Genomic DNA, 19,192 nt, shown 5'->3' with positions numbered 1-19,192 from the left:
AGCATGACCGTAACGTCTCGTCCGTCGGTATACAGGTCGGCCGTAAGATGTGCGAGTGAGTCTCTACCGTGACGAAGGCGTGGTTCTGCGCACTCAGAAGCTCGGTGAGGCCGACCGCATCGTCACCATCCTGGCCAAGCGCACCGGCAAGATCCGCGCGGTGGCCAAGGGGGTCCGTCGCACGACCTCACGCTTCGGAGCGCGGCTGGAGCCGTTCACGCACGTCGACCTGCAGCTCCACACCGGCCGCACGCTCGACGTCGTCACCCAGGCGGAGACGATCAGACCTTACGGAGAGGCGCTGGCCGCCGACTATCCCCGCTACACCGCCGGCAGCGCGATGCTCGAGACCGCCGACCGGCTGACGCACGGGGAGAAGGAGCCGGCGCTGCGGCAGTTCCTGCTGCTCGTGGGCGGTCTGCGCACCCTCGCCGACCGCGGGCACGAGGCCCGGCTGGTGCTCGACGCCTACTTCCTGCGCTCCCTGGCCGTGGCCGGCTACGCCCCCGCGCTCGACGCGTGCGCCAAATGCCAGGCCCCCGCGATCAGAGCGTTCGCCATCGTCGCAGGCGGCGTGGTGTGCGGGGCGTGCAAGCCGGCCGGTGCCGCGGTGCCCGCGGCCGAGACGATCGGCCTGATGTCGGCGCTGCTGCGCGGCGACTGGGCCACCGCCGACGCTTCGGAGCCGCGCCATCGCAGCGAGTGCAGCGGCCTGGTCGCCGCATATCTGCAATGGCACCTCGAACACGGAATACGCTCTCTCCGACACGTCGAAAGGGAGCCCGCGTGAACGTACGACCACCGTCCCCGCACCCGTCGGGGGCGACGCCGCCGCCCATCCCGCGAGAGCTGGTGCCCCAGCACGTCGCCATCGTCATGGACGGCAACGGCCGCTGGGCCAAGGCCCGCGGCCTGCCCCGCACCGAGGGGCACAAGGCCGGCGAGTCCTCGCTCTTCGACGTCATCGAAGGCGCCCTTGAGCTGGGCATCCCTTATCTCAGCGCGTACGCGTTCTCCACCGAGAACTGGAAGCGCTCGCCCGACGAGGTCCGCTTCCTCATGGGCTTCAACCGCGACGTCATCAGGCGGCGGCGCGACGAGCTGCACGCCATGGGCGTGCGCGTGCGGTGGGCCGGTCGCCCCGGGCGGCTGTGGAAGAGCGTCATCTCCGAGCTGCAGACCGCCGAGGAGATGACGAAGCACAACTCCACGCTCACGTTGCAATTCTGCGTCAATTACGGCGGGCAGGCCGAGATCGTCGACGCCGCGCTCAAGCTCGCCCAGGACATCGCCGCCGGCCGGGTCAAGCCGAACCGGGTCGACGAGAAGGTCTTCGCCCGCTACCTCGACGAGCCCGAGATCCCGCCGGTCGATCTCTTCCTGCGGTCGTCGGGTGAGCAGCGCATCTCCAACTTCCTGCTCTGGCAGTCGGCGTACGCCGAGATGGTCTTCCTCGACCGCCTCTGGCCCGACTTCGACCGGCGCGACCTGTGGGAGGCCTGCGAGATCTTCGCCAAGCGCGACCGCCGCTACGGCGGCGCCGTCCCCAACCCGGTCTGAGACCCGCCCGGGGGGTGCCGTCCCCGCACCCGGTCTGAGACCCGCCCGCGGGGGAGCCGTCCCCAACCCGGTCTAGGACCTGCCCGCGGGGGCGCTGACACGCCCCCGAGAGCGCGCTTCGGGATGGCTCAGGCGCGGCGGCGGGCGCGGTAGGCGGCCACGTGCATGCGATTGCCGCAGGTGCGGCTGTCGCAGTAGACGCGCGAGCGGTTGCGCGACTCGTCCACGAAGACGCGGTCGCAGTCGGGGGCGGCGCAGGTGCGCAGGCGCTCGGCCTCGCCCTCGACGAGCAGGTGCGCCAGCGCGACGCCGCAGTCGGCGGCCAGGTGCTCGGCCAGGTTCGCGTCCACGGCGTGGTAGTGGACGTGCAGGGGGTGGCCGTCGTGCTCGGTCAGGCGCGGCGAGATGCGGGTCTCGGAGAGCAGCGCGTTGAGCGTCTGCACGGCCGCGGGCTGGTCGGGGGCGGTGAAGACGCGGTGGAACACCTCGCGCAGCGACCGGACCTGGCTGAGGTCCTTGGCGGTGATCTGGTCTATGCCGCTGATCTGGCGCGCCTCCACGAACTTCTGCAGGTCGCTCAAATCGGCCAGTCCTTCCTCACCGCCGGTGGCGGGCGAGGTGTTGACCAGCTCGACAACGGTGGCCAATGCATGCAGCATGTCATGGCCAAACGGCATGTTGACTCCTGTCCGCGCCGGGTTCTAGCGTGGTCGCAGCGTATCTCCTCTACGGGACTGCGGGGGTTTCGGTGAGCGCACATCGCCGTATCGTGCTGATCGCGATCGCCGGAGCGCTCATCATCTCCACCTCGGCCCCCTTGGTCAGGCTTTCTGAGGTCTCGCCCGCCACGTCGGCGTTGTTCCGTTGTGCGTACGCCGTACCTCCCATGCTGCTCCTCGCCTGGCGCGAACGGCGCAGGCTGGGACCGCTGCCGCGCAGGGCGCTGCCCGCGGCCTGGGCGGCGGGCGTGGCGTTCGCGTTCGACCTGCTGTTCTGGCACCACGCGATCGAGTACGTGGGCGCGGGCCTGGCGACCGTGCTGGGCAACCTCCAGGTGTTCCTCGTGGCGTTCGCGGCATGGGGGCTCTTCGGCGAGCGGCCGTCCAACCGGCTCATGATCGGCACGCCGGTCGTCTTCGCCGGGGTGGTGCTCATCTCCGGGGTGCTCGACAGCGCCGCCTACGGCAGCGACCCGCTCATGGGCGTGCTCGCGGGGCTCGCGACGTCGGTGTCGTACGCCGTCTTCCTGCTGCTGATGAAGAGCGCGGGGCCCGCGCGGGCGGCCGGGCCGCTGGCGCACGCGACCGTCGTCGCCACGATCGTCATCGCGGCGCTCAGCCCGCTCTTCGGCGGCGCCGACCTGATGCCCGCCTGGCCGGGTCACGGATGGCTGCTGCTGCTCGCGCTGGGGCCGCAGGTGCTGGGATGGTCGCTGATCACGTACTCGCTGCCCCGCCAGCCCGCCGCGCTGACCGCGCTGCTGCTGCTCGTCCAGCCCATGACGACGGTGGCGATCGGCGCGCTCGCGCTGGACGAGCGTCCGTCGGTGCTGCAGCTCGCCGGGTGCGCGGTGATCGTTCTGGGCGTCCTGTACGGCTCCCGCGGCGGCCCGCCTCAGGAGACGCGCGAAGAGATTCGGGAGCGGCCGGAGGAAGCGGCGGCCGCGCCGGTAGGTCAGGCGGCGGGAAACGCGGTGCGCCTCGGGGCAGGGGAGCCGGCAGGGGAGGCCGCGGAGGAGCCGCTGGGAACCGCCGAGGAGCCGGGGTGACGGGCCGGAGGACCGGTGCGCGCGGTGGGGGAGGACCCTGGGACGGGCGGGGCGCCGGTCAGCTCGTCTCGACCTTCGCCGAGCAGTCCGCGCAGGTGCCGAAGACCTCGACCGTGTGCGTGACGTCGGTGAACCCGTGCTCGCTGCCCACCATCTCGGCCCACCGCTCGACGGCGGGCCCGGCCACCTCGACCGTGTGGCCGCAGCGGCGGCACACCAGATGGTGGTGGTGGGTGTCGGTGGCGCAGGCGCGGTAGACGGACTCGCCGTCGTCGTTGCGCAGCACGTCGACCTTGCCGCCGTCGGCCAGGGCCTGGAGGGCGCGGTAGACGGTGGTCAGCCCGATCTTGGCGCCGTGGAGGCGCATCTCGGCATAGACGTCCTGCGCGCTGCGGAACCCCTCGCTCTTGCGCAGGGTGTCGTGCACGGCATCGCGCCTCGTCGTCATGCGACCTCCTCGATGCGCAGCTTTGGCCGCTCGCTCACTGTCGACTCCTGGGTACGCCCTCGACGTACGAATTTACCGACCCCGAGCGCCAGGACGAAGCCGGCGAGCGCAAGAAGCACGATCGCGGCCCCGGGCGGCACCTTCGCCGAGTAGGTGGAGGCGAGCAGGCCGCCCACGGAGGCGAGCACCCCGAACACCATGGCCAGCCCCATCGTGCTGCGGAACCCGCGGGTGAGCTGCTGGCTGGTCGCCACCGGGATCACCATGAGGGCGCTGACGAGCAGCAGCCCGACCACGCGCATGGCGATGACCACGGTGAGCGCGGCGGTCACGGCGATGAGCATGCTGAGGAAGCGCACCGGCAAGCCGCTCGCCCTGGCCATCTCCTCGTCCTGGCAGAGCACGAACAGCTCCCTGCCGAAGATCGCGACGACCGCCAGCACGGCGGCGGCGAGCGCGCCGACGACCCAGATGTCCTCCACGGTGACGCTCGCGATGGCGCCGAACAGGTACGAGTTGAGCTTGGCGTTGCTGCCGCCGGGCGCGATGGCCATGAGCATGACGCCGCCCGCGATGCCGCCGTAGAACATCAAGGCCAGCGCCACGTCGCCGCTGGTGCGGCCGCGCGCCCTGACCAGCTCGATGGCGACGGCCCCGGCGATCGACACGAAGACCGCGGTGAGCACGGGCGCGCTGCCGGTCAGGAAGCCCAGCGCGACGCCGGTCAGCGCGATGTGGCCGACGCCGTCGCCGAGCAGCGCCAGCCGGCGCTGCACGATGAACGTGCCCACGGCGGGCGCGCACAGCCCCACCAGCAGCGCCGCGATGAGCGCGAGCTGGAAGAGCCGCTCCTGCAGAAGTTCGAAGATCACCTTGGTTCCCCTTGCCACCCGGTCAGCGGGCCGCCCGCGGGTTCGGCGGCGTGCGGGTGCTGGTGCTCGTGTCCGGGGCGCGCGCAGTCGCCCTCGGGACGCGGCGGCGGGCCGTCGTGGGCGACGCGGCCGTCGCGGATCACCACGCCGCGCGTGATGACCGGCTCCAGCGGGCCCAGCTCGTGGGCCACCAGGACGACCGTCTTGCCGTCGCGTACCAGCCCGGCCAGGGTGTCGGCGAGCAGCTGCTGCGTCTCGGCGTCCACACCGGCGGTGGGCTCGTCCATCACGTACGTGTCGGGCTCCCCGGCCAGCGCGCGGGCGATGAGCACCCGCTGCTGCTGCCCTCCCGACAGCGACTGGACGGGGTCGCCCGCCCGGTCGGTCAGGCGTACCGACTCCAGGGCCCTCGCCACGGCCTCCTTGTCGGCCGCGCTGGTCCTGCGCAGCCGTCGCTGCCTGGCGATGCGGCCCGACGCGACCACCTCGCGGACGGTCGCGGGCACGCCGCCGCCCACCTGGAGACGCTGCGGCACGTAGCCGATGCGCCACCAGTCACGGAACTTGGCCGGCGGGGTGCCGTACATCAGCGTCGTGCCGCCGGTCAGCGGCGTGAGGCCGAGCAGCGCGCGGACCAGCGTCGACTTGCCCGAGCCGTTGGCGCCCAGCAGGGCCACGACCTCCCCGGGACGGACGGTCAGGTCGATCCCCCGAAGGACGGGCTTGCCATCGAAGGAGACCCGGCCGCCGGTCATCGCGAAGGCCGTTTCGCTCATGACGTACACCCCAGTGCTGTTTGTAGGGTTTTGAGGTTATCGCGCATGGCCGAGACGTAGTCGCCCGAGGGCTTGCTCTCCAGCGGGTCGAGCACCGCCGTCTTCGCGCCGACCTCGTTCGCCAGCACCTCGGCCACCTTCGGGCTGACCAGCGCCTCGGTGAAGATCGTGGTGACGCCCTCGGCCCTGGCCAGCTTGCCGACCTCCGACAGCCGGGTGGGGGAGGGCTCGGTCTCCGGGTCGAGCGTGATGCCGACCTGCTTGAGGTGGTAGCGGTCGGCGAGGTAGCCGAACGCCTCGTGGGCGGTCACCAGCGTCTTGGTCTTGCACGTGGTCAGGCCCTTGGCGAACTCCTGGTCCAGGGCGTTCAGCGCGTCCGCGGTCTTGGCGGCCCGGTCCTTGTAGCCCTGGGCGTGCGCGGGGTCGGCCGCCGCCAGGCGCTCGCCGAGCTCGGTGGCGACCGTGGCCAGGCGGGCGGGGTCGAGCCAGATGTGCGGGTCGTACGCGACCTCGTGCTCGTGCTCCTCCTCCGCGTGGCCGTCCTCATCGGAGTGCTCACCCGCCGGGATCGTGGAGACGGCGGTGGCGGCGTCGAAGCTCGTCTCGGGGTCCACAGCGTCGTCGACGGCCGGTTGGATGCCCTTGATGTAGACGGTGAGCGCGGCGTTCTTGATCTGCGTCACCTGGGGGATGCCCAGCTCGAGGTCGTGCGGCTCGACGCCGGGCGCCGTCAGCACGCTCACCTGCGCGTCGGACCCTCCCACCTGCTCGCTCAGCCACTGCAGCGGATAGAAGGCGGCGACCACTTCGGGCTTGCCGCTCACGGAGCCGGTCTCGGCGGTGCCGGAACCGCAGGCAGAGGTGGTGAGCAGCGCGGACGCGGCCAGCAGGCCGACAGCCCACGACCGGGAAAATCCTGACATCATGGGAGTCAGTATTGCTAAAATGAAAATGATTGTCAAAGTCTCCCGGATCGGGCGCTCCTGGCCAGCGACACCAACCACCCCGGCCCACCACCCATTCCCGTGTCGGGGTCGCGTCGGGTGGGGGCGGCGGACCTCCGCCGGCGCAGTGGCACACCCCTCTCACCGCACGGCTGCGGCCCCAGGGGATCCGGGAGTGGCCAGGGCGCGTGGGGCAGTGACGCGGGCGACACCGGCCGGTACTCCAGCGAGCCCGCCCCGCCGCATGGCGTGCGGCCCTCGAAAGGGAGGCGCAGGGCTGCCGCACGATCCCGCTGGGGGCCCGGCGGGTCGTGCGGCATCCCCTTTCATCACTCCGGTGAGAGCGCGCCGGCAGAGCCGTTGCCGGCGCCCGAGGTGACGCTCGCACGGGCGCGCAGCCGGTGTTCACCCGTGTAGACGTTCATCGAGCTCCCGCGCAGGAACCCGATGAGCGTCAGTCCCTCGTCGGCGGCCAGCTCGACGGCGAGCGAGGAGGGCGCCGAGACCGCGGCGAGCACCGGCACCCCGCCCATGACGGCTTTCTGCACCAGCTCGAACGACGCCCGCCCGGACACCATGAGCACGGTGCCGCGCAGCGGCAGCCGGTCTTCGCGCAGCGCCCAGCCGAGGAGTTTGTCGACGGCGTTGTGCCGGCCGACGTCTTCGCGCACGCACAGCGGCTCGCCGTCGGCCGTGAACAGGCCGGCCGCGTGCAGGCCCCCGGTCCTGTCGAAGACCCGCTGGGCGGCGCGGAGCCGGTCCGGCAGGCTCGCGACGGTCGTCTGCGCCGGCTCGACCGGGTCGTCGGCGGGGCTCCAGCGTGCCACCGTGCGTACGGCCTCGAGCGACGCCTTGCCGCAGACGCCGCACGAGGAGGTGGTGTAGAAGTTGCGCGGCTCGGGTTCGGGCACGCCGGGGGCGAGCCGCACGTCGAGGACGTTATAGGTGTTCCGGCCGTCGACGGTGGCCCCGGCGCAGTAGCGGATGGTGGCGATGTCGCCGGGCGAGGCGACGGCTCCCTCGCTGACGAGGAAGCCGGCCGCGAGGTCGAAGTCGTCGCCGGGCGTGCGCATGGTGACGGTGAGCGGGGTGCCGTTGAGCCGGATCTCCAGCGGCTCTTCGGCGGCCAGCGCGTCGACCTTGCGGACGCGGGCGGCGTCCGTCACGCGGAGGATGCGCCGCTTGACGGTGACCCTAGACATAGCCGTACCCGAAGCGCCCCTTGACGCAGAGGTTGCCCCTGGTGACGGGGTTGTCGTGCGGCGAGGTCACCTTGACGATCCTGTTGTCCTGGACGTGGAGCGTGAGATTGCAGCCGACGCCGCAGTAGCTGCAGATGGTGGTGGTCCGGGTCTGGCGGGACTCGTCCCAGGTGCCTTCGGCGCGCATGTCGTACTCGGTCTTGAACGACAGCGCGCCGGTGGGGCAGACCTCGACGCAGTTGCCGCAGTAGACGCAGGCCGAGTCGGTGAGCGGGGCGTCGAACTCGGTGGAGATCTCGGCGTCGAACCCGCGCCCGGCGACGGAGATGGCGAAGGAGTTCTGCCATTGGTCGCCGCAGGCGTCCACGCACTTGTAGCAGAGGATGCATTTGCTGTAGTCGCGGACGTACAGGTCGTTGTCGATCTTCGCGGGCTGCTCGACGGTGGCGGCGTCGTCGCCGAACCTGGCGGGGTCGGCGCCGTACTCCTCGGTCCATTCGGCGGCGCGCGGCGTGGTGGACAGGTCGGCGGAGGAGCCGAGCAGTTCGAGCACGACCTTGCGGCTGTGCCGGGCGCGCTCGGTGTCGGTGCCGACCTTCATGCCCGGCTCGGCCTTCCTGGAGCAGGCGGGTGCGAGTGTCCGCGCGCCCTCCACCTCCACGACGCAGACCCGGCAGGCGTTCTTCGGGATGAGGGTGTCGCCGTAGCAGAGGGTGGGGATGTCCTTGCCCGCCGCCTGGCAGGCGTCGAGGATCGTGGAGCCTTCGGGCACGCGTACGGTCTCACCGTCGATCTCGACGTCGATGAGCCGGCGGGGCGGCTGGAGCGGGATCATGTGAACACTCCCAGACGGTCGATGGCCGATTCGACGGCGTTCCAGGCGGTCTGCCCGAGGCCGCAGATGGAGGCGTCGCGCATGGTCCGGCCGACCTCGCGCAGCAGCACCAGGTCGGGGTCGTCGGCGCCGCGCGGCCGGTTCGGATCGACGCGGCGGGCGAGGCGTCGCAGGGCCTCTTCCTGCCGTACGGTGCCGACCCGGCAGGGCACGCACTGCCCGCAGGACTCGTGGCGGAAGAACTCCGCGATGCGCAGCAGCAGCGCCTTGAGGTCCACGCCGTCGTCGATGACGAGCACCACACCGGAGCCGAGGGTGGCGCCGGCGTTCCTGGTGCCTTCGAAGGTGAGCGGGATGTCGAGGTCGGTGACGAACGCCCCGGCGGCCCCGCCGAGCAGCACGGCCCTGGTGGTGCCCGTGGTGCCGGCCATGTCGAGCAGCTCGCGCAGGGTGGCGCCGAAGGTCAGCTCGTACACGCCGGGCCGCTCGACCGCGCCGGAGACGCAGAACAGCTTGGGCTCGGCCGCCGCGTACGCCTGCGCCCCGCGCTCCAGGATCGGCAGCACGTTGACCAGCGTCTCGACGTTGTTGACCACGGTGGGCTTGCCGAACAGGCCCTTCTCCACGGGGAAGGGCGGCTTGCTGCGGGGCTCTCCGCGCCGTCCCTCGATGGAGTTGAAGATCGCGGTCTCCTCGCCGCAGATGTACGCGCCCGCGCCCCTGCGCAGCTTGATGTCGAACGACAGCCCCTTGCCGAGGATGTCGTCGCCGAGCAGCCCGCGCGAGCGCGCGGTGGCGATGGCGTGCTGCAGCCGCGCGGTGGCCCTCGGGTATTCGCCTCTGATGTAGAGGTAACCCTTGGCGCAGCCGGTGGCGTACGCGGCGATCGTCATCGCCTCGATGAGCGCGTACGGGTCGCCCTCCATCACGACCCGGTCCTTGAACGTGCCGGGCTCGCTCTCGTCGGCGTTGCACACCAGGTAGTGGGGGTGGTCGGGCCGGCGGGCGGTGGCCTCCCACTTGCGCCCCGTGGGGAAGGCGGCGCCGCCCCTGCCGACCAGCCCCGACTCCAGCACCTCGCGGATCACTCCGGCGGGGCCGAGCTCGAAGGCGCGGCGCAGCGCGGTGTAGCCGCCGGCCGCCCGGTAGTCGTCGAGGCTGGCCGGATCGACCTGCCCGATCCTGCGCAGCAGCACGAGGTCCGGGTCGCCGGCCTGCGGCACCGCCTTCTCGACGGGCGTCTCGCCGGCGATGTGCACGGCGGGTGCGTGGCCGTTGGAGGCGGGCACGGTGCCGGTGATGGTGGTGATCGTGTCGGGGGTGGCGGGGGCGTACACCTCGGCCCGGTGCGGCACACCGGCCTCCAGGGCGAGCGCGGCGGGGGCTCGCTCGCACAGGCCGAGGCAGGGGCTTTCGTGCCAGTCGGCGCCAGGCGGGCCGAAGCGCTCGCGCACCCGGTCCCGTACGGCCTGCCCGCCCCTGGCCTGGCAGGCCAGGTCGGTGCAGACGTGCAGCACCCGCTTGGGCCGCTCCTCGACGGAGAACAGCGAGTAGAACGTGGCCACCCCGTACGCCTCGGCCGGCGGGACGGTCAGCCGCCTGCAGATGTAGTCGAGGGCGCCCTCGCTGATCCAGCCGACCCGGTCGTTGACCGCGTGCAGCGCGGGCAGCAGCATGTCGCGGGCGTCCTCGGGCTTGGCGGCGACCCGCAGGTCGGTCTCGGTGCGGGTGCCGCCGGTCCAGGCGGTGGGCGGCGGCCCGAGCAGGTCGTCGACCGCCGCGCGCTCCTCGTCGGTGGGCTTGGCGTCGCGGAATCTCAGGTCCATCTGCTCACCCGGCCTTGACGAGCTTCTCGACCCTGACCGCGGCGGCCTTGAACTCGGCCGTGCCCGCGACGGGGTCGGTGGCCTCGATGGTCAGGGAGTTGGTGTCCACCTCGTCGGGGAAGTGGAACGACATGAACACCAGCCCCGGCCGCAGCCCGGGGTCGATGTGCACGGGGGCGACGACGGAGCCGCGCCGCGAGCTGATCCGGACCTCCTCGCCCTGGACGACGCCGAGCTTCTCGGCGTCCTCCGGGCACAGCTCGATGGTCTCGCCGCGGCGCAGCGGCGAGGGGAAGCCGGAGGACTGCACGCCGGTGTTGTAGGAGTCGAGCCGCCGCCCGGTGGTCAGCCGCAGCGGGTACTCCTCGTCCAGCAGGTCGACCGGCGGCGAGTGGCGCAGCACCGCGAACGGCGCGGGGTCGCCCCGCTTGGCCGGGTCGGTCTCCCACAGCCGGCCGTGCAGGAAGGGCGGCTCCAGGCGGTCCTCCGACGGGCACGGCCACTGGATGCCCTGGTGCTCTTCCAGCCGCTTGTACGTCATGCCGCGGTGGATGGGCGACAGGGAGCGCAGCTCGTTCCAGACCTCTTCGGCGCTGTCGTAGTGCCAGTCGTGGCCGAGCCTGCGGGCGATCTCACAGACGATCCAGATGTCGTCGCGGGCCTCGCCGGGCGGGTCGAGCGCCTTGCGCACCCGCTGGACGCGGCGCTCGCTGTTGGTGAACGTGCCCTCCGCCTCGCACCAGGCGGCGCCGGCGGGCAGCACGACGTCGGCCATCTGGGCGGTCTTGGTGAGGAAGATGTCCTGAACGACCAGGTGGTCGAGCATGGACAGGCGCTTGATGCAGGCGAGGGAGTCGGCCTCGGACTGCACCGGGTTCTCGCCGATCATGTAGCAGGTGGTGACCTTGCCCTCGCCCATGGCCTCCAGCATCTGGGTGAGGTGGTAGCCGTAGCGGGGCTGGATGGGGCGGCCCCACGCGGCCTCGAAGCGCGCGCGTACGGCGGGGTCGAGGATGTCCTGGAAGCCGGGCAGGCGGTTGGGGATGGCGCCCATGTCGCCGCCGCCCTGCACGTTGTTCTGGCCGCGCAGTGGCGACAGGCCGGAGCCGTAGCGGCCGACGTGGCCGGTGAGCAGGGCCAGGTTGATCAGCGCGCGGACGTTGTCGGTGGCGTTGTGGTGCTCGGTGATGCCGAGCGTCCAGCACAGCTGGGCGCGGTCGGCGCGGGCGTAGGCGTGGGCCAGCTCGCGGATGGCGCCGGCGGGCACGCCGGTGACCTGCTCGGCCGCTGACAGCGTCCACGGCTCGACGGACTCGGCGAACTCCTCGAAGCCCACGGTGGCCCGTTCGATGAAGGCCTTGTTGTGCAGCCCGGCGTGGATGATCTCGCGGGCGATGGCGTGCGCGAGGGGGATGTCGGTGCCGACGTTGAGCCCGAGCCAGAGGTCGGCCCACTGGGCGGTGCCGGTGCGGCGGGGGTCGACGGCGAACATCCTGGCGCCCTTGCGGATGCCCTTGAGCACGTGCTGGAAGAAGATGGGGTGGGCGTTGCGGGCCGCCGATCCCCACATCACGATGACGTCGGTGTCCTCGACCTCCTGGTAGGAGGAGGTGCCGCCGCCGCTGCCGAACACCGCCGACAGGCCGGCCACGCTCGGGGCGTGGCAGGTGCGGTTGCAGGAGTCCACGTTGTTGGTCCCGATGACCACGCGGGTGAACTTCTGCCCGATGTAGTTCATCTCGTTGGTGGACCGGGCGCACGACAGCATGGCGAAGCTGTCGGGGCCGTGACGTTCTATGTTGCGGCGGAAGCCCTCCGCTGCCGCCTCCAGCGCCTCCTCCCACGACGCCTTGCGCAGCACGCCGTTCTCGCGTACCAGTGGATGGGTCAGGCGGTCATATCCCATGATCCCTCCATTCTGTATACAATCTACGGTATTCCGGGCTAACCGCACGGACAAGGTGCTCGTTCGACAGGTCGCTCACCGCGTGGATCGCCCTCGGGGCCGGCACCTCCGCTCCTGTCGGATCGGCCGGCTCGACCCCCGCGGCCGGCGGCACGTCGAGCTCCGGCGGGCGCTTCGGCCCGCCCGCGACGGCGGCTCCGCTGAACGGCGGGCGCCGCTCCGGCGGCCGGCCGTCCGGCTCGCCGGCGGGTCTCGTGCGGCAGCGGGCGGGTCATGGGGCCGGCCGAGGCGTGGCCGGTGGCCTTGAGTCCGAGGAAGGCGTGGTCCACCGGGCCGGCCTCGGCGGGGTCGCCGGTGGCGTGGGGATGGGCGGTGAAGCCGCCTCTGGGGGAGAGCGCCCGCACGCCGGCGCGGCGTATCGCCTCGAGGGTGGCGCCTCGGGCGATGAGGTGCACCTCGGCTCCCGCTCTGTGGAGGGCGGCCCCCACGTGAGCGCCGATGGCGCCGGCGCCAGGAACAGCGACCTTCATGCTGCGCTCCGTTCTCGCGTCGGATTGTAAGCACGGCACCCCGGGGCGGCGGCAGTCGCCAGAAGGCGACCTGGCCGTAGTTCGGGCCCCGTGCTTGCGGCGGGATCGCCGGCACTCCCCATCGTGCATTCGGTATGCAGTATGGAAAATACAGTATGGAAAACAAGGGTCAAGGAGTGTGCCCGTGGCCGTTCTGTGGCATGGACCAGTGGTGGAAGCGATGACGTGGCCCGCGGCACGGGCCCTCGCGGTGAGTGCGGCAAGCCCCTTGAAGCCCGTGGCGGTGCCGCTCGGAGAGGCCCTCGGCGGCCGGCTGGCGGCACCGCTGCGCGCGCTGGTCGCGGTGCCGGGCACGGACGTCTCGGCGATGGACGGGTACGCGGTCGCAGGCGCGGGACCCTGGCGCGTGGCCGGCCGGGTGCTGGCCGGGGGCGCGCCGTACGCCGGCGAGCTGCGGCCTGGGCAGGCCGTCGAGGTCGCCACCGGCGCGCCTGTGCCGGCCGGGGCCGAGGCGGTGATGCCGTACGAGCACGCGGACCTGTCCCGGAGCGGGGTGGTCGGCGGTCCCGTGGAGCCGGGCGAGCACATCAGGCGCAGGGGCGAGGACATCCCGGAAGGCGCGGTCGTGCTGGCCGCCGGGGCGGTGGTGACGCCGGTGACGCTCGGGCTGGCCGCCGCGCTCGGCCACGACGTGCTGGAGGTGCGCCCGCGTCCGGGTGTCGCGGTGCTGGTCACGGGCGACGAAGTGGTGGACGCCGGGCTGCCCGCGCCGGGCCGGGTGCGCGACGCCATCGGGCCGTTCCTGCCCGGCCTCGTCGAGTGGGCGGGCGGCCGGGTGACCGGGACCGTCCGCCTGCCCGACGGCGCCGCCCCGTTGCGCGCCGCGCTCTCGGGAGGCTTGCAGACCGGGGCGCTCCGCGACGAGGGCTCCCGGGGCGGGCAGGATGTGGTGGTCGTGTGCGGGGCGTCGTCGAAGGGTCCCGCCGACCACCTGCGCGCGGTGCTTGCGGAGCTGGGGGCCGACGTGCTCGTGGACGGCGTCGCCGTACGCCCCGGGCACCCGCAGCTCCTGGCCAGGCTGGCCGACGGCCGGCTCGTGGTGGGCCTGCCCGGCAACCCGTTCGCGGCACTCGCCGCGTCCATGACGCTGCTCGTCCCGATCCTGCGCGAGCTGACCGGCTCGCCGGCCGCCGCACACATGAGTGCGCTCTCCGGCGAGGTGCGCCCGCACCCGCGCGACACCCGGCTGGTGCCGGTCAGGCGGTCGGGGCGGGGCGCGGTCCCGGTGGGTCACGACCGGCCGGGCTCACTGTGGGGCGCGGCGCTGGCGGACGCGCTGGCCGTGGTGCCGCCGGGGTGGTCCGGCGAGCAGGTCGAGCTGATCGAGTTGCCGTAGAGGCCTGGACACGCCCTTCCGGAGAGAGTAACCATTGCGTTCATACGGTATGCAGTATGCGGAAGACAGCGAGGCTCGTCGCCAGGGAAGGGTTGCACGATGTCGGAAACGATCTCCGGTGGTCATCTCGTGGCCAAGGCGCTCAAAGCCGAGGGCGTGGACGTGATCTACACGCTCTGCGGCGGCCACATCATCGACATCTACGACGGCTGTGTCGATGAGGGCATCGAGGTCATCGACGTACGCCACGAGCAGGTGGCCGCACACGCGGCCGACGGCTACGCGCGCATCACCGGCAGGCCCGGCTGCGCGGTCGTGACCGCCGGGCCGGGCACCACCGACGCGGTGACCGGCGTGGCCAACGCCTTCCGCGCGGAGAGCCCGATGCTGCTCATCGGCGGCCAGGGAGCGCTGAGCCAGCACAAGATGGGCTCGCTGCAGGACCTCCCGCACGTGGACATGATGAGCCCGATCACCAAGTTCGCGGCGACGGTGCCCGGCACCGAGCGGGTGGCCGACATGGTCTCCATGGCCTTCCGCGAGTGCTACCACGGCGCCCCAGGGCCGTCGTTCCTGGAGATCCCGCGCGACGTGCTCGACGCGAAGGTGCCGCTGGACAAGGCGCGCATCCCCGAGCCCGGCCACTACCGCGCCTCCACCCGGCAGCAGGGCGACCCCGAGGCCATCGAGCGGCTGGCCGACATGATCGCGCATGCCGAGAAGCCGTGCGTCCTGCTCGGCAGCCAGGTCTGGACGTGCCGGGCCACCGACGCGGCCATCGACTTCGTCAGGACGCTGAACGTGCCGGCGTACATGAACGGCTCCGGCCGCGGCACGCTCCCGCCGGGCGACCCGCACCACTTCCAGCTCAGCCGCCGCTACGCCTTCACCGAGGCCGACCTCATCATCATCGTCGGCACCCCGTTCGACTTCCGCATGGGCTACGGCAAGCGGCTGTCGCCGACGGCCAAGGTCGTGCAGATCGACCTCGACTACCGCACCGTCGGCAAGAACCGCGACATCGACCTCGGCATCGTCGGCGACGCCGGCCTCATCCTGTCGGCCGTCGCGCAGGCCGCGAGCGGCCGCATCGACAACAGCGCCGCCCGCCGCAAGGAGTGGATGGACGAGCTGCGCGCCGTCGAGACCGAGGCGTACGAGAAGCGGCTGCCCCGCCGGCTCTCCGATGCGAGGCCCATCGACCCCTACCGCCTGGTCCACGAGATCAACGACTTCCTCACCGAGGACACGATCTACATCGGCGACGGCGGCGACATCGTCACCTTCTCCGGTCAGGTCGTCCAGCCCAAGTCGCCCGGCCACTGGATGGACCCGGGCCCGCTGGGCACGCTCGGCGTCGGCATGGCCTTCGCGATGGCGGCCAAGCAGGCCCGCCGCGACAAGGAGGTGCTCTGCCTCTTCGGCGACGGCGCCTTCAGCCTCACCGGCTGGGACTTCGAGACCATGGTCCGCTTCGACCTGCCGTTCATCGGCGTCATCGGCAACAACTCCTCGATGAACCAGATCAGGTACGGCCAGGCCGCCAAGTACGGACAGGACCGCGCCCGCGTCGGCAACACGCTGGGCGACGTCCGCTACGGCGAGTTCGCCAAGCTGCTCGGCGGCTACGGCGAGGAGGTCCGCGACCCCGCCGAGATCCGGCCGGCGCTGGAGCGGGCCCGCGAGTCCGGCAAGCCCTCGCTCATCAACGTCTGGGTCGACCCAGAGGTCTACGCCCCAGGAACCATGAACCAGACCATGTACAAGTAGGGAAAACGTGCAGATGAAGGCCCTCGAAGGCGTCCGCGTCCTTGACATGACCCATGTCCAGTCGGGCCCGTCGGCCACCCAGATGCTCGCGTGGCTGGGCGGTGACGTGATCAAGCTGGAGGCCCCGACCGGCGACATCACCCGCCGGCAGCTTCGCGACGTGCCCGGCGTCGACAGCCTCTACTTCACGATGCTGAACTGCAACAAGCGCAGCATCACGCTCAACATGAAGACCGAGCGCGGCAAGGAGATCTTCACCGAGCTGGTGCGGCGCGCCGACATCCTGGTGGAGAACTTCGGCCCCGGAGCGGTGGACCGCATGGGCTTCCCCTGGGAACGCCTCCAGGAGCTGAACCCGCGCCTCATCTACGCCTCGATCAAGGGCTTCGGCCCCGGCCGTTACGCCAGGTTCAAGGCGTACGAGGTGATCGCGCAGGCGATGGGCGGCTCGATGAGCACGACCGGCTTCGAGGACGGCCCGCCGCTGGCCACCGGCGCCCAGATCGGCGACTCCGGCACCGGCATCCACGCGGTCGCCGGCATACTCGCCGCCCTCTACCAGCGCACGCGGACCGGCCGCGGCCAGCGGGTGCAGGTGGCCATGCAGCACGCCGTGCTGAACCTGTGCCGGGTGAAGCTGCGCGACCAGCAGCGCCTGGCGCACGGGCCGCTGCGCGAGTACCCGAACAAGACCTTCGGCGACGAGGTGCCGCGCTCGGGCAACGCCAGCGGTGGCGGCCAGCCCGGCTGGGCGGTGCGCTGCGCGCCCGGCGGCCCGAACGACTACATCTACGTCATCGTCCAGCCGGTCGGCTGGAAGCCGATCGCGCACATCATCGGCCGCCCCGAGCTGGCCGACGATCCCGAGTGGGCGACGCCGGAGGCCCGGCTGCCCAAGCTGGACAAGATGTTCCAGCTCATCGAGGAGTGGACGATCCGCCACGACAAGTGGACGGTGCTCGACCGGCTCAACGCCGAGAACATCCCGTGCGGCCCGATCCTGTCCACCAAGGAGCTGGTGGAGGACCAGAGCCTGCGCGAGGAGGGCATCGTCGTCACCGTCGACCACCCCGAGCGCGGCGAGTTCGTCACCGTGGGCAGCCCGCTGCAGCTCTCCGACTCCCCGGTCGAGGTCCGCACCCCGCCGCTGCTCGGCCAGCACAACCAGGAGATCTACGGCGAGCTCGGCGTGAGCCCCGAAGAGCTGGCCGAACTCAAGACGAACGGAGTCGTCTAGTGCCTGCCAGGGACGTCATCGACAAGGCGCTGGCCGAGGGTCGTACGGCGCTGACGGCTCCGGAGGGCCGCGAGCTGTGCCAGGAGTACGGCATCGCCACCCCCGCCGAGGGCCTGGCCACCTCGGCCGACGAGGCCGTCCGGCTGGCCGGGGAGATCGGGTTCCCGGTCGTGTTGAAGATCGTTTCCCCTGACATCCTGCACAAGACGGACGCCGGCGGCGTGCTGGTCGGTCTCAAGAGCGCCGATGAGGTGCGCGCGGGCTACGAGAAGATCATCGCCAACGCCCGCGCCCACGACCCGGACGCGACGATCGACGGCGTCCAGGTGCAGCAGCGCGTCGCCGGCGGGCACGAGGTCATCGTCGGCGCCGTCACCGACCCCACCTTCGGCAAGGTCGTGGCCTTCGGCCTGGGCGGCGTGCTCGTCGAGGTGCTCAAGGACGTGACCTTCCGGCTCGCCCCGGTCTCGGGCGACGACGCGCTCACGATGCTCGACGACATCGAAGCGGCCGAGGTGCTCAAGGGCGCGCGCGGGGCGGAGCCCGCGAACCGCCGGGCGCTGGCCGGCCTGATCGAGCGCGTCGGCCGGCTGGTCACCGACATCCCCGAGATCGTCGAGGTGGACCTGAACCCGGTCTTCGCCGACGCGAACGGCGCCGTGGCCGCCGACGTGCGGGTCCTCATCGGGCAGCCGGCGCCCGAGGCCGAGCGGCTGCCGCGCGAGGAGATCCTGCGGCAGATGAACCGCATCTTCAAGCCGCGCTCGGTCGCCGTCATCGGCGCGTCCGCAGAGACCGGCAAGATCGGCAACTCGGTCATGCGCAACCTCATCAACGGCGGCTACCAGGGGCGGATCTACCCGATCAACCCCAAGGCCGGCGAGATCATGGGGCTGAAGGCGTACCAGGGCATCGGCGACGTGCCGGGCGACGTGGACGTGGCCGTCTTCGCCATCCCCGCCGCGTTCGTGGCCGCCGCGCTGGAGGAGGCCGGGCGGAAGGGCGTCGCGGGCGCGGTGATGATCCCGTCGGGCTTCGCCGAGACCGGCAACGTGGAGGGCCAGAAGGAGATCGTCGAGATCGCCCGCAGGCACGGCGTGCGCATGCTCGGCCCCAACATCTACGGCTACTACTACACGCCGGAAAACCTCTGCGCGACCTTCTGCACGCCGTACGACGTGCGCGGCAGCGTGGCGCTGACCTCGCAGAGCGGTGGTATCGGCATGGCCATCCTGGGCTTCAGCCGCACCACCAAGATGGGCGTGTCGGCGATCGTCGGCGTCGGCAACAAGGCCGACGTGGACGAGGACGACCTGCTCACCTTCTTCGAGCAGGACGACAACACCCAGGCCGTGGCCATGCACCTGGAGGACCTCAAGGACGGGCGCGGCTTCGTCGAGGCGGCCCGCCGCATGGTCCGGCAGAAGCCGGTCATCGTGCTCAAGGCCGGGCGCACCGCCATGGGCGCGCGGGCCGCGGGCTCGCACACCGGCGCGCTGGCCGGCGACGACAAGGTCTACGACGACATCCTGCGCCAGGCCGGCGTGGTGCGCGCCCCCGGGCTGAACGACATGCTCGAGTACGCCCGCGCGCTGCCGATCCTGCCGGCGCCCAAGGGCGAGAACGTCGTCATCATCACCGGCGCGGGCGGCTCCGGCGTGCTGCTGTCCGACGCCATCGCGGACGCCGGGCTGACCCTCATGGACATCCCCGACGACCTGGACGCGGCGTTCCGCGCCTACATCCCGCCGTTCGGAGCGGCGGGCAACCCCATCGACATCACCGGCGGCGAGCCGCCCAGGACGTACGAGAACACGGTGCGGCTCGGCCTGTCCGACGACCGCATCCACGCGCTGGTCCTGGGCTACTGGCACACGATCGTGACGCCGCCGATGGTCTTCGCCGAGCTCATCGCCCGCGTGGTGGCCGAGGAGCGGGCGAAGGGCAACATCAAGCCGGTCGTGGCGTCACTGGCCGGGGACACCGAGGTCGAGGAGGCCTGCGAGTACCTGTTCGAGCACGGCGTGGTCGCATACCCGTACACGACGGAGAAGCCCGTGGCGGTCCTCGGTGCGAAGTACCGCTGGGCCAGGGCGGCCGGGCTGCTGGGCTGAGAGCCGAG

At 71.7% G+C, this 19,192-nt stretch carries 16 protein-coding genes and 1 pseudogene; 7 read left to right on the top strand and 10 right to left on the bottom strand.

Features of this window, described 5'->3' with window-relative positions; all coding sequences use genetic code 11:
• Positions 1–55: 55 nt before the first annotated feature.
• Both recO and ACGFIM_RS12175 read left to right on the top strand, forming a co-directional pair.
• Positions 56–790 (top strand): DNA repair protein RecO, encoded by a 735-nt coding sequence (recO, locus tag ACGFIM_RS12180; protein WP_393198738.1) that lies wholly within the window; start codon positions 56–58, stop codon positions 788–790.
• Positions 733–1,560 carry an isoprenyl transferase gene (locus tag ACGFIM_RS12175; protein WP_393198735.1) on the top strand — a complete coding sequence of 276 codons (828 nt, stop codon included), beginning with the start codon at positions 733–735 and terminating at the stop codon, positions 1,558–1,560. Before recO ends, ACGFIM_RS12175 begins: the two co-directional genes overlap by 58 nt.
• 128 nt (positions 1,561–1,688) lie before the next feature.
• Here ACGFIM_RS12175 and ACGFIM_RS12170 read toward each other — a convergent pair whose 3' ends face one another.
• Positions 1,689–2,207, bottom strand: a complete 519-nt coding sequence (locus ACGFIM_RS12170; RefSeq protein WP_393198732.1) for a CGNR zinc finger domain-containing protein — start codon at positions 2,205–2,207, stop codon at positions 1,689–1,691.
• 101 nt (positions 2,208–2,308) lie between these two features.
• Here ACGFIM_RS12170 and ACGFIM_RS12165 point away from each other — a divergent pair, with 101 nt between their 5' ends.
• Entirely contained in the window at positions 2,309–3,328 is a 1,020-nt protein-coding gene (locus ACGFIM_RS12165; protein ID WP_393198729.1) for a DMT family transporter, read from the top strand.
• Positions 3,329–3,386: 58 nt separating this feature from the next.
• Here the strand turns inward: ACGFIM_RS12165 and ACGFIM_RS12160 are convergent, their stop codons facing one another.
• The 9 genes and pseudogenes from ACGFIM_RS12160 to ACGFIM_RS12120 all read right to left on the bottom strand — a co-directional run.
• On the bottom strand, positions 3,387–3,776 hold the full coding sequence (locus tag ACGFIM_RS12160) for a Fur family transcriptional regulator (protein ID WP_393198726.1): 390 nt from the start codon (positions 3,774–3,776) through the stop codon (positions 3,387–3,389).
• Positions 3,773–4,645 (bottom strand): metal ABC transporter permease, encoded by an 873-nt coding sequence (locus ACGFIM_RS12155; protein WP_393199724.1) that lies wholly within the window; start codon positions 4,643–4,645, stop codon positions 3,773–3,775. Before ACGFIM_RS12155 ends, ACGFIM_RS12160 begins: the two co-directional genes overlap by 4 nt.
• On the bottom strand, positions 4,645–5,424 hold the full coding sequence (locus ACGFIM_RS12150) for a metal ABC transporter ATP-binding protein (RefSeq protein WP_393198723.1): 780 nt from the start codon (positions 5,422–5,424) through the stop codon (positions 4,645–4,647). The genes ACGFIM_RS12155 and ACGFIM_RS12150 overlap by 1 nt, the downstream gene beginning before the upstream one ends.
• Complete coding sequence (locus ACGFIM_RS12145) at positions 5,421–6,350, bottom strand: metal ABC transporter substrate-binding protein (RefSeq protein ID WP_393198720.1); 930 nt, start codon at positions 6,348–6,350, stop codon at positions 5,421–5,423. Before ACGFIM_RS12145 ends, ACGFIM_RS12150 begins: the two co-directional genes overlap by 4 nt.
• Before the next feature lie 347 nt (positions 6,351–6,697).
• Positions 6,698–7,570, bottom strand: coding sequence for a formate dehydrogenase accessory sulfurtransferase FdhD (gene fdhD / locus ACGFIM_RS12140; protein WP_393198717.1), 873 nt, complete (start codon positions 7,568–7,570; stop codon positions 6,698–6,700).
• Positions 7,563–8,405 carry a 2Fe-2S iron-sulfur cluster-binding protein gene (locus tag ACGFIM_RS12135; protein ID WP_393198714.1) on the bottom strand — a complete coding sequence of 281 codons (843 nt, stop codon included), beginning with the start codon at positions 8,403–8,405 and terminating at the stop codon, positions 7,563–7,565. Before ACGFIM_RS12135 ends, fdhD begins: the two co-directional genes overlap by 8 nt.
• Positions 8,402–10,231, bottom strand: a complete 1,830-nt coding sequence (locus tag ACGFIM_RS12130) for an NAD(P)H-dependent oxidoreductase subunit E (RefSeq protein WP_393198711.1) — start codon at positions 10,229–10,231, stop codon at positions 8,402–8,404. Before ACGFIM_RS12130 ends, ACGFIM_RS12135 begins: the two co-directional genes overlap by 4 nt.
• Positions 10,232–10,235: 4 nt before the next feature.
• Positions 10,236–12,137 (bottom strand): molybdopterin oxidoreductase family protein, encoded by a 1,902-nt coding sequence (locus ACGFIM_RS12125; protein ID WP_393198708.1) that lies wholly within the window; start codon positions 12,135–12,137, stop codon positions 10,236–10,238.
• A 260-nt stretch (positions 12,138–12,397) separates the two neighbouring features.
• Positions 12,398–12,667, bottom strand: a pseudogene (locus tag ACGFIM_RS12120) (ketopantoate reductase family protein); the annotation flags it as partial.
• A gap of 220 nt (positions 12,668–12,887) precedes the next feature.
• Between ACGFIM_RS12120 and ACGFIM_RS12115 the strand changes: the two are divergent.
• The 4 genes from ACGFIM_RS12115 (at position 12,888) to ACGFIM_RS12100 (ending at position 19,184) form a co-directional block, all read left to right on the top strand.
• Complete coding sequence (locus ACGFIM_RS12115; RefSeq protein ID WP_393198705.1) at positions 12,888–14,063, top strand: molybdopterin molybdotransferase MoeA; 1,176 nt, start codon at positions 12,888–12,890, stop codon at positions 14,061–14,063.
• Between the two features lie 99 nt (positions 14,064–14,162).
• Positions 14,163–15,833 carry a thiamine pyrophosphate-binding protein gene (locus ACGFIM_RS12110; protein WP_393198702.1) on the top strand — a complete coding sequence of 557 codons (1,671 nt, stop codon included), beginning with the start codon at positions 14,163–14,165 and terminating at the stop codon, positions 15,831–15,833.
• A 13-nt stretch (positions 15,834–15,846) separates the two neighbouring features.
• Complete coding sequence (gene frc / locus ACGFIM_RS12105; protein ID WP_393199721.1) at positions 15,847–17,070, top strand: formyl-CoA transferase; 1,224 nt, start codon at positions 15,847–15,849, stop codon at positions 17,068–17,070.
• Entirely contained in the window at positions 17,070–19,184 is a 2,115-nt protein-coding gene (locus ACGFIM_RS12100) for an acetate--CoA ligase family protein (protein WP_393198699.1), read from the top strand. The genes frc and ACGFIM_RS12100 overlap by 1 nt, the downstream gene beginning before the upstream one ends.
• The last annotated feature ends 8 nt before the right edge of the window (positions 19,185–19,192 follow it).

The organism is Nonomuraea sp. NPDC049309 (assembly GCF_043196965.1).
Classification (GTDB): domain Bacteria; phylum Actinomycetota; class Actinomycetes; order Streptosporangiales; family Streptosporangiaceae; genus Nonomuraea; species Nonomuraea fastidiosa.
The sequence above is the reverse complement of the archived record's forward strand: the minus strand, read 5'-3'. Positions and strand labels throughout refer to the sequence as shown.

Bases quoted from the DNA above. Each gene is read 5' to 3' on its own strand.
- ACGFIM_RS12150 (WP_393198723.1), bottom strand. From the start codon at position 5,424: ATGAGCGAAACGGCCTTCGCGATGACCGGCGGCCGGGTCTCCTTCGAT.
- ACGFIM_RS12145 (WP_393198720.1), bottom strand. From the start codon at position 6,350: ATGATGTCAGGATTTTCCCGGTCGTGGGCTGTCGGCCTGCTGGCCGCG.
- ACGFIM_RS12160 (WP_393198726.1), bottom strand. From the start codon at position 3,776: ATGACGACGAGGCGCGATGCCGTGCACGACACCCTGCGCAAGAGCGAG.
- ACGFIM_RS12110 (WP_393198702.1), top strand. From the start codon at position 14,163: ATGTCGGAAACGATCTCCGGTGGTCATCTCGTGGCCAAGGCGCTCAAA.
- ACGFIM_RS12175 (WP_393198735.1), top strand. From the start codon at position 733: ATGGCACCTCGAACACGGAATACGCTCTCTCCGACACGTCGAAAGGGA.
- fdhD (WP_393198717.1), bottom strand. From the start codon at position 7,570: ATGTCTAGGGTCACCGTCAAGCGGCGCATCCTCCGCGTGACGGACGCC.
- ACGFIM_RS12130 (WP_393198711.1), bottom strand. From the start codon at position 10,231: ATGGACCTGAGATTCCGCGACGCCAAGCCCACCGACGAGGAGCGCGCG.
- frc (WP_393199721.1), top strand. From the start codon at position 15,847: ATGAAGGCCCTCGAAGGCGTCCGCGTCCTTGACATGACCCATGTCCAG.
- ACGFIM_RS12125 (WP_393198708.1), bottom strand. From the start codon at position 12,137: ATGGGATATGACCGCCTGACCCATCCACTGGTACGCGAGAACGGCGTG.
- ACGFIM_RS12115 (WP_393198705.1), top strand. From the start codon at position 12,888: ATGACGTGGCCCGCGGCACGGGCCCTCGCGGTGAGTGCGGCAAGCCCC.
- ACGFIM_RS12135 (WP_393198714.1), bottom strand. From the start codon at position 8,405: ATGATCCCGCTCCAGCCGCCCCGCCGGCTCATCGACGTCGAGATCGAC.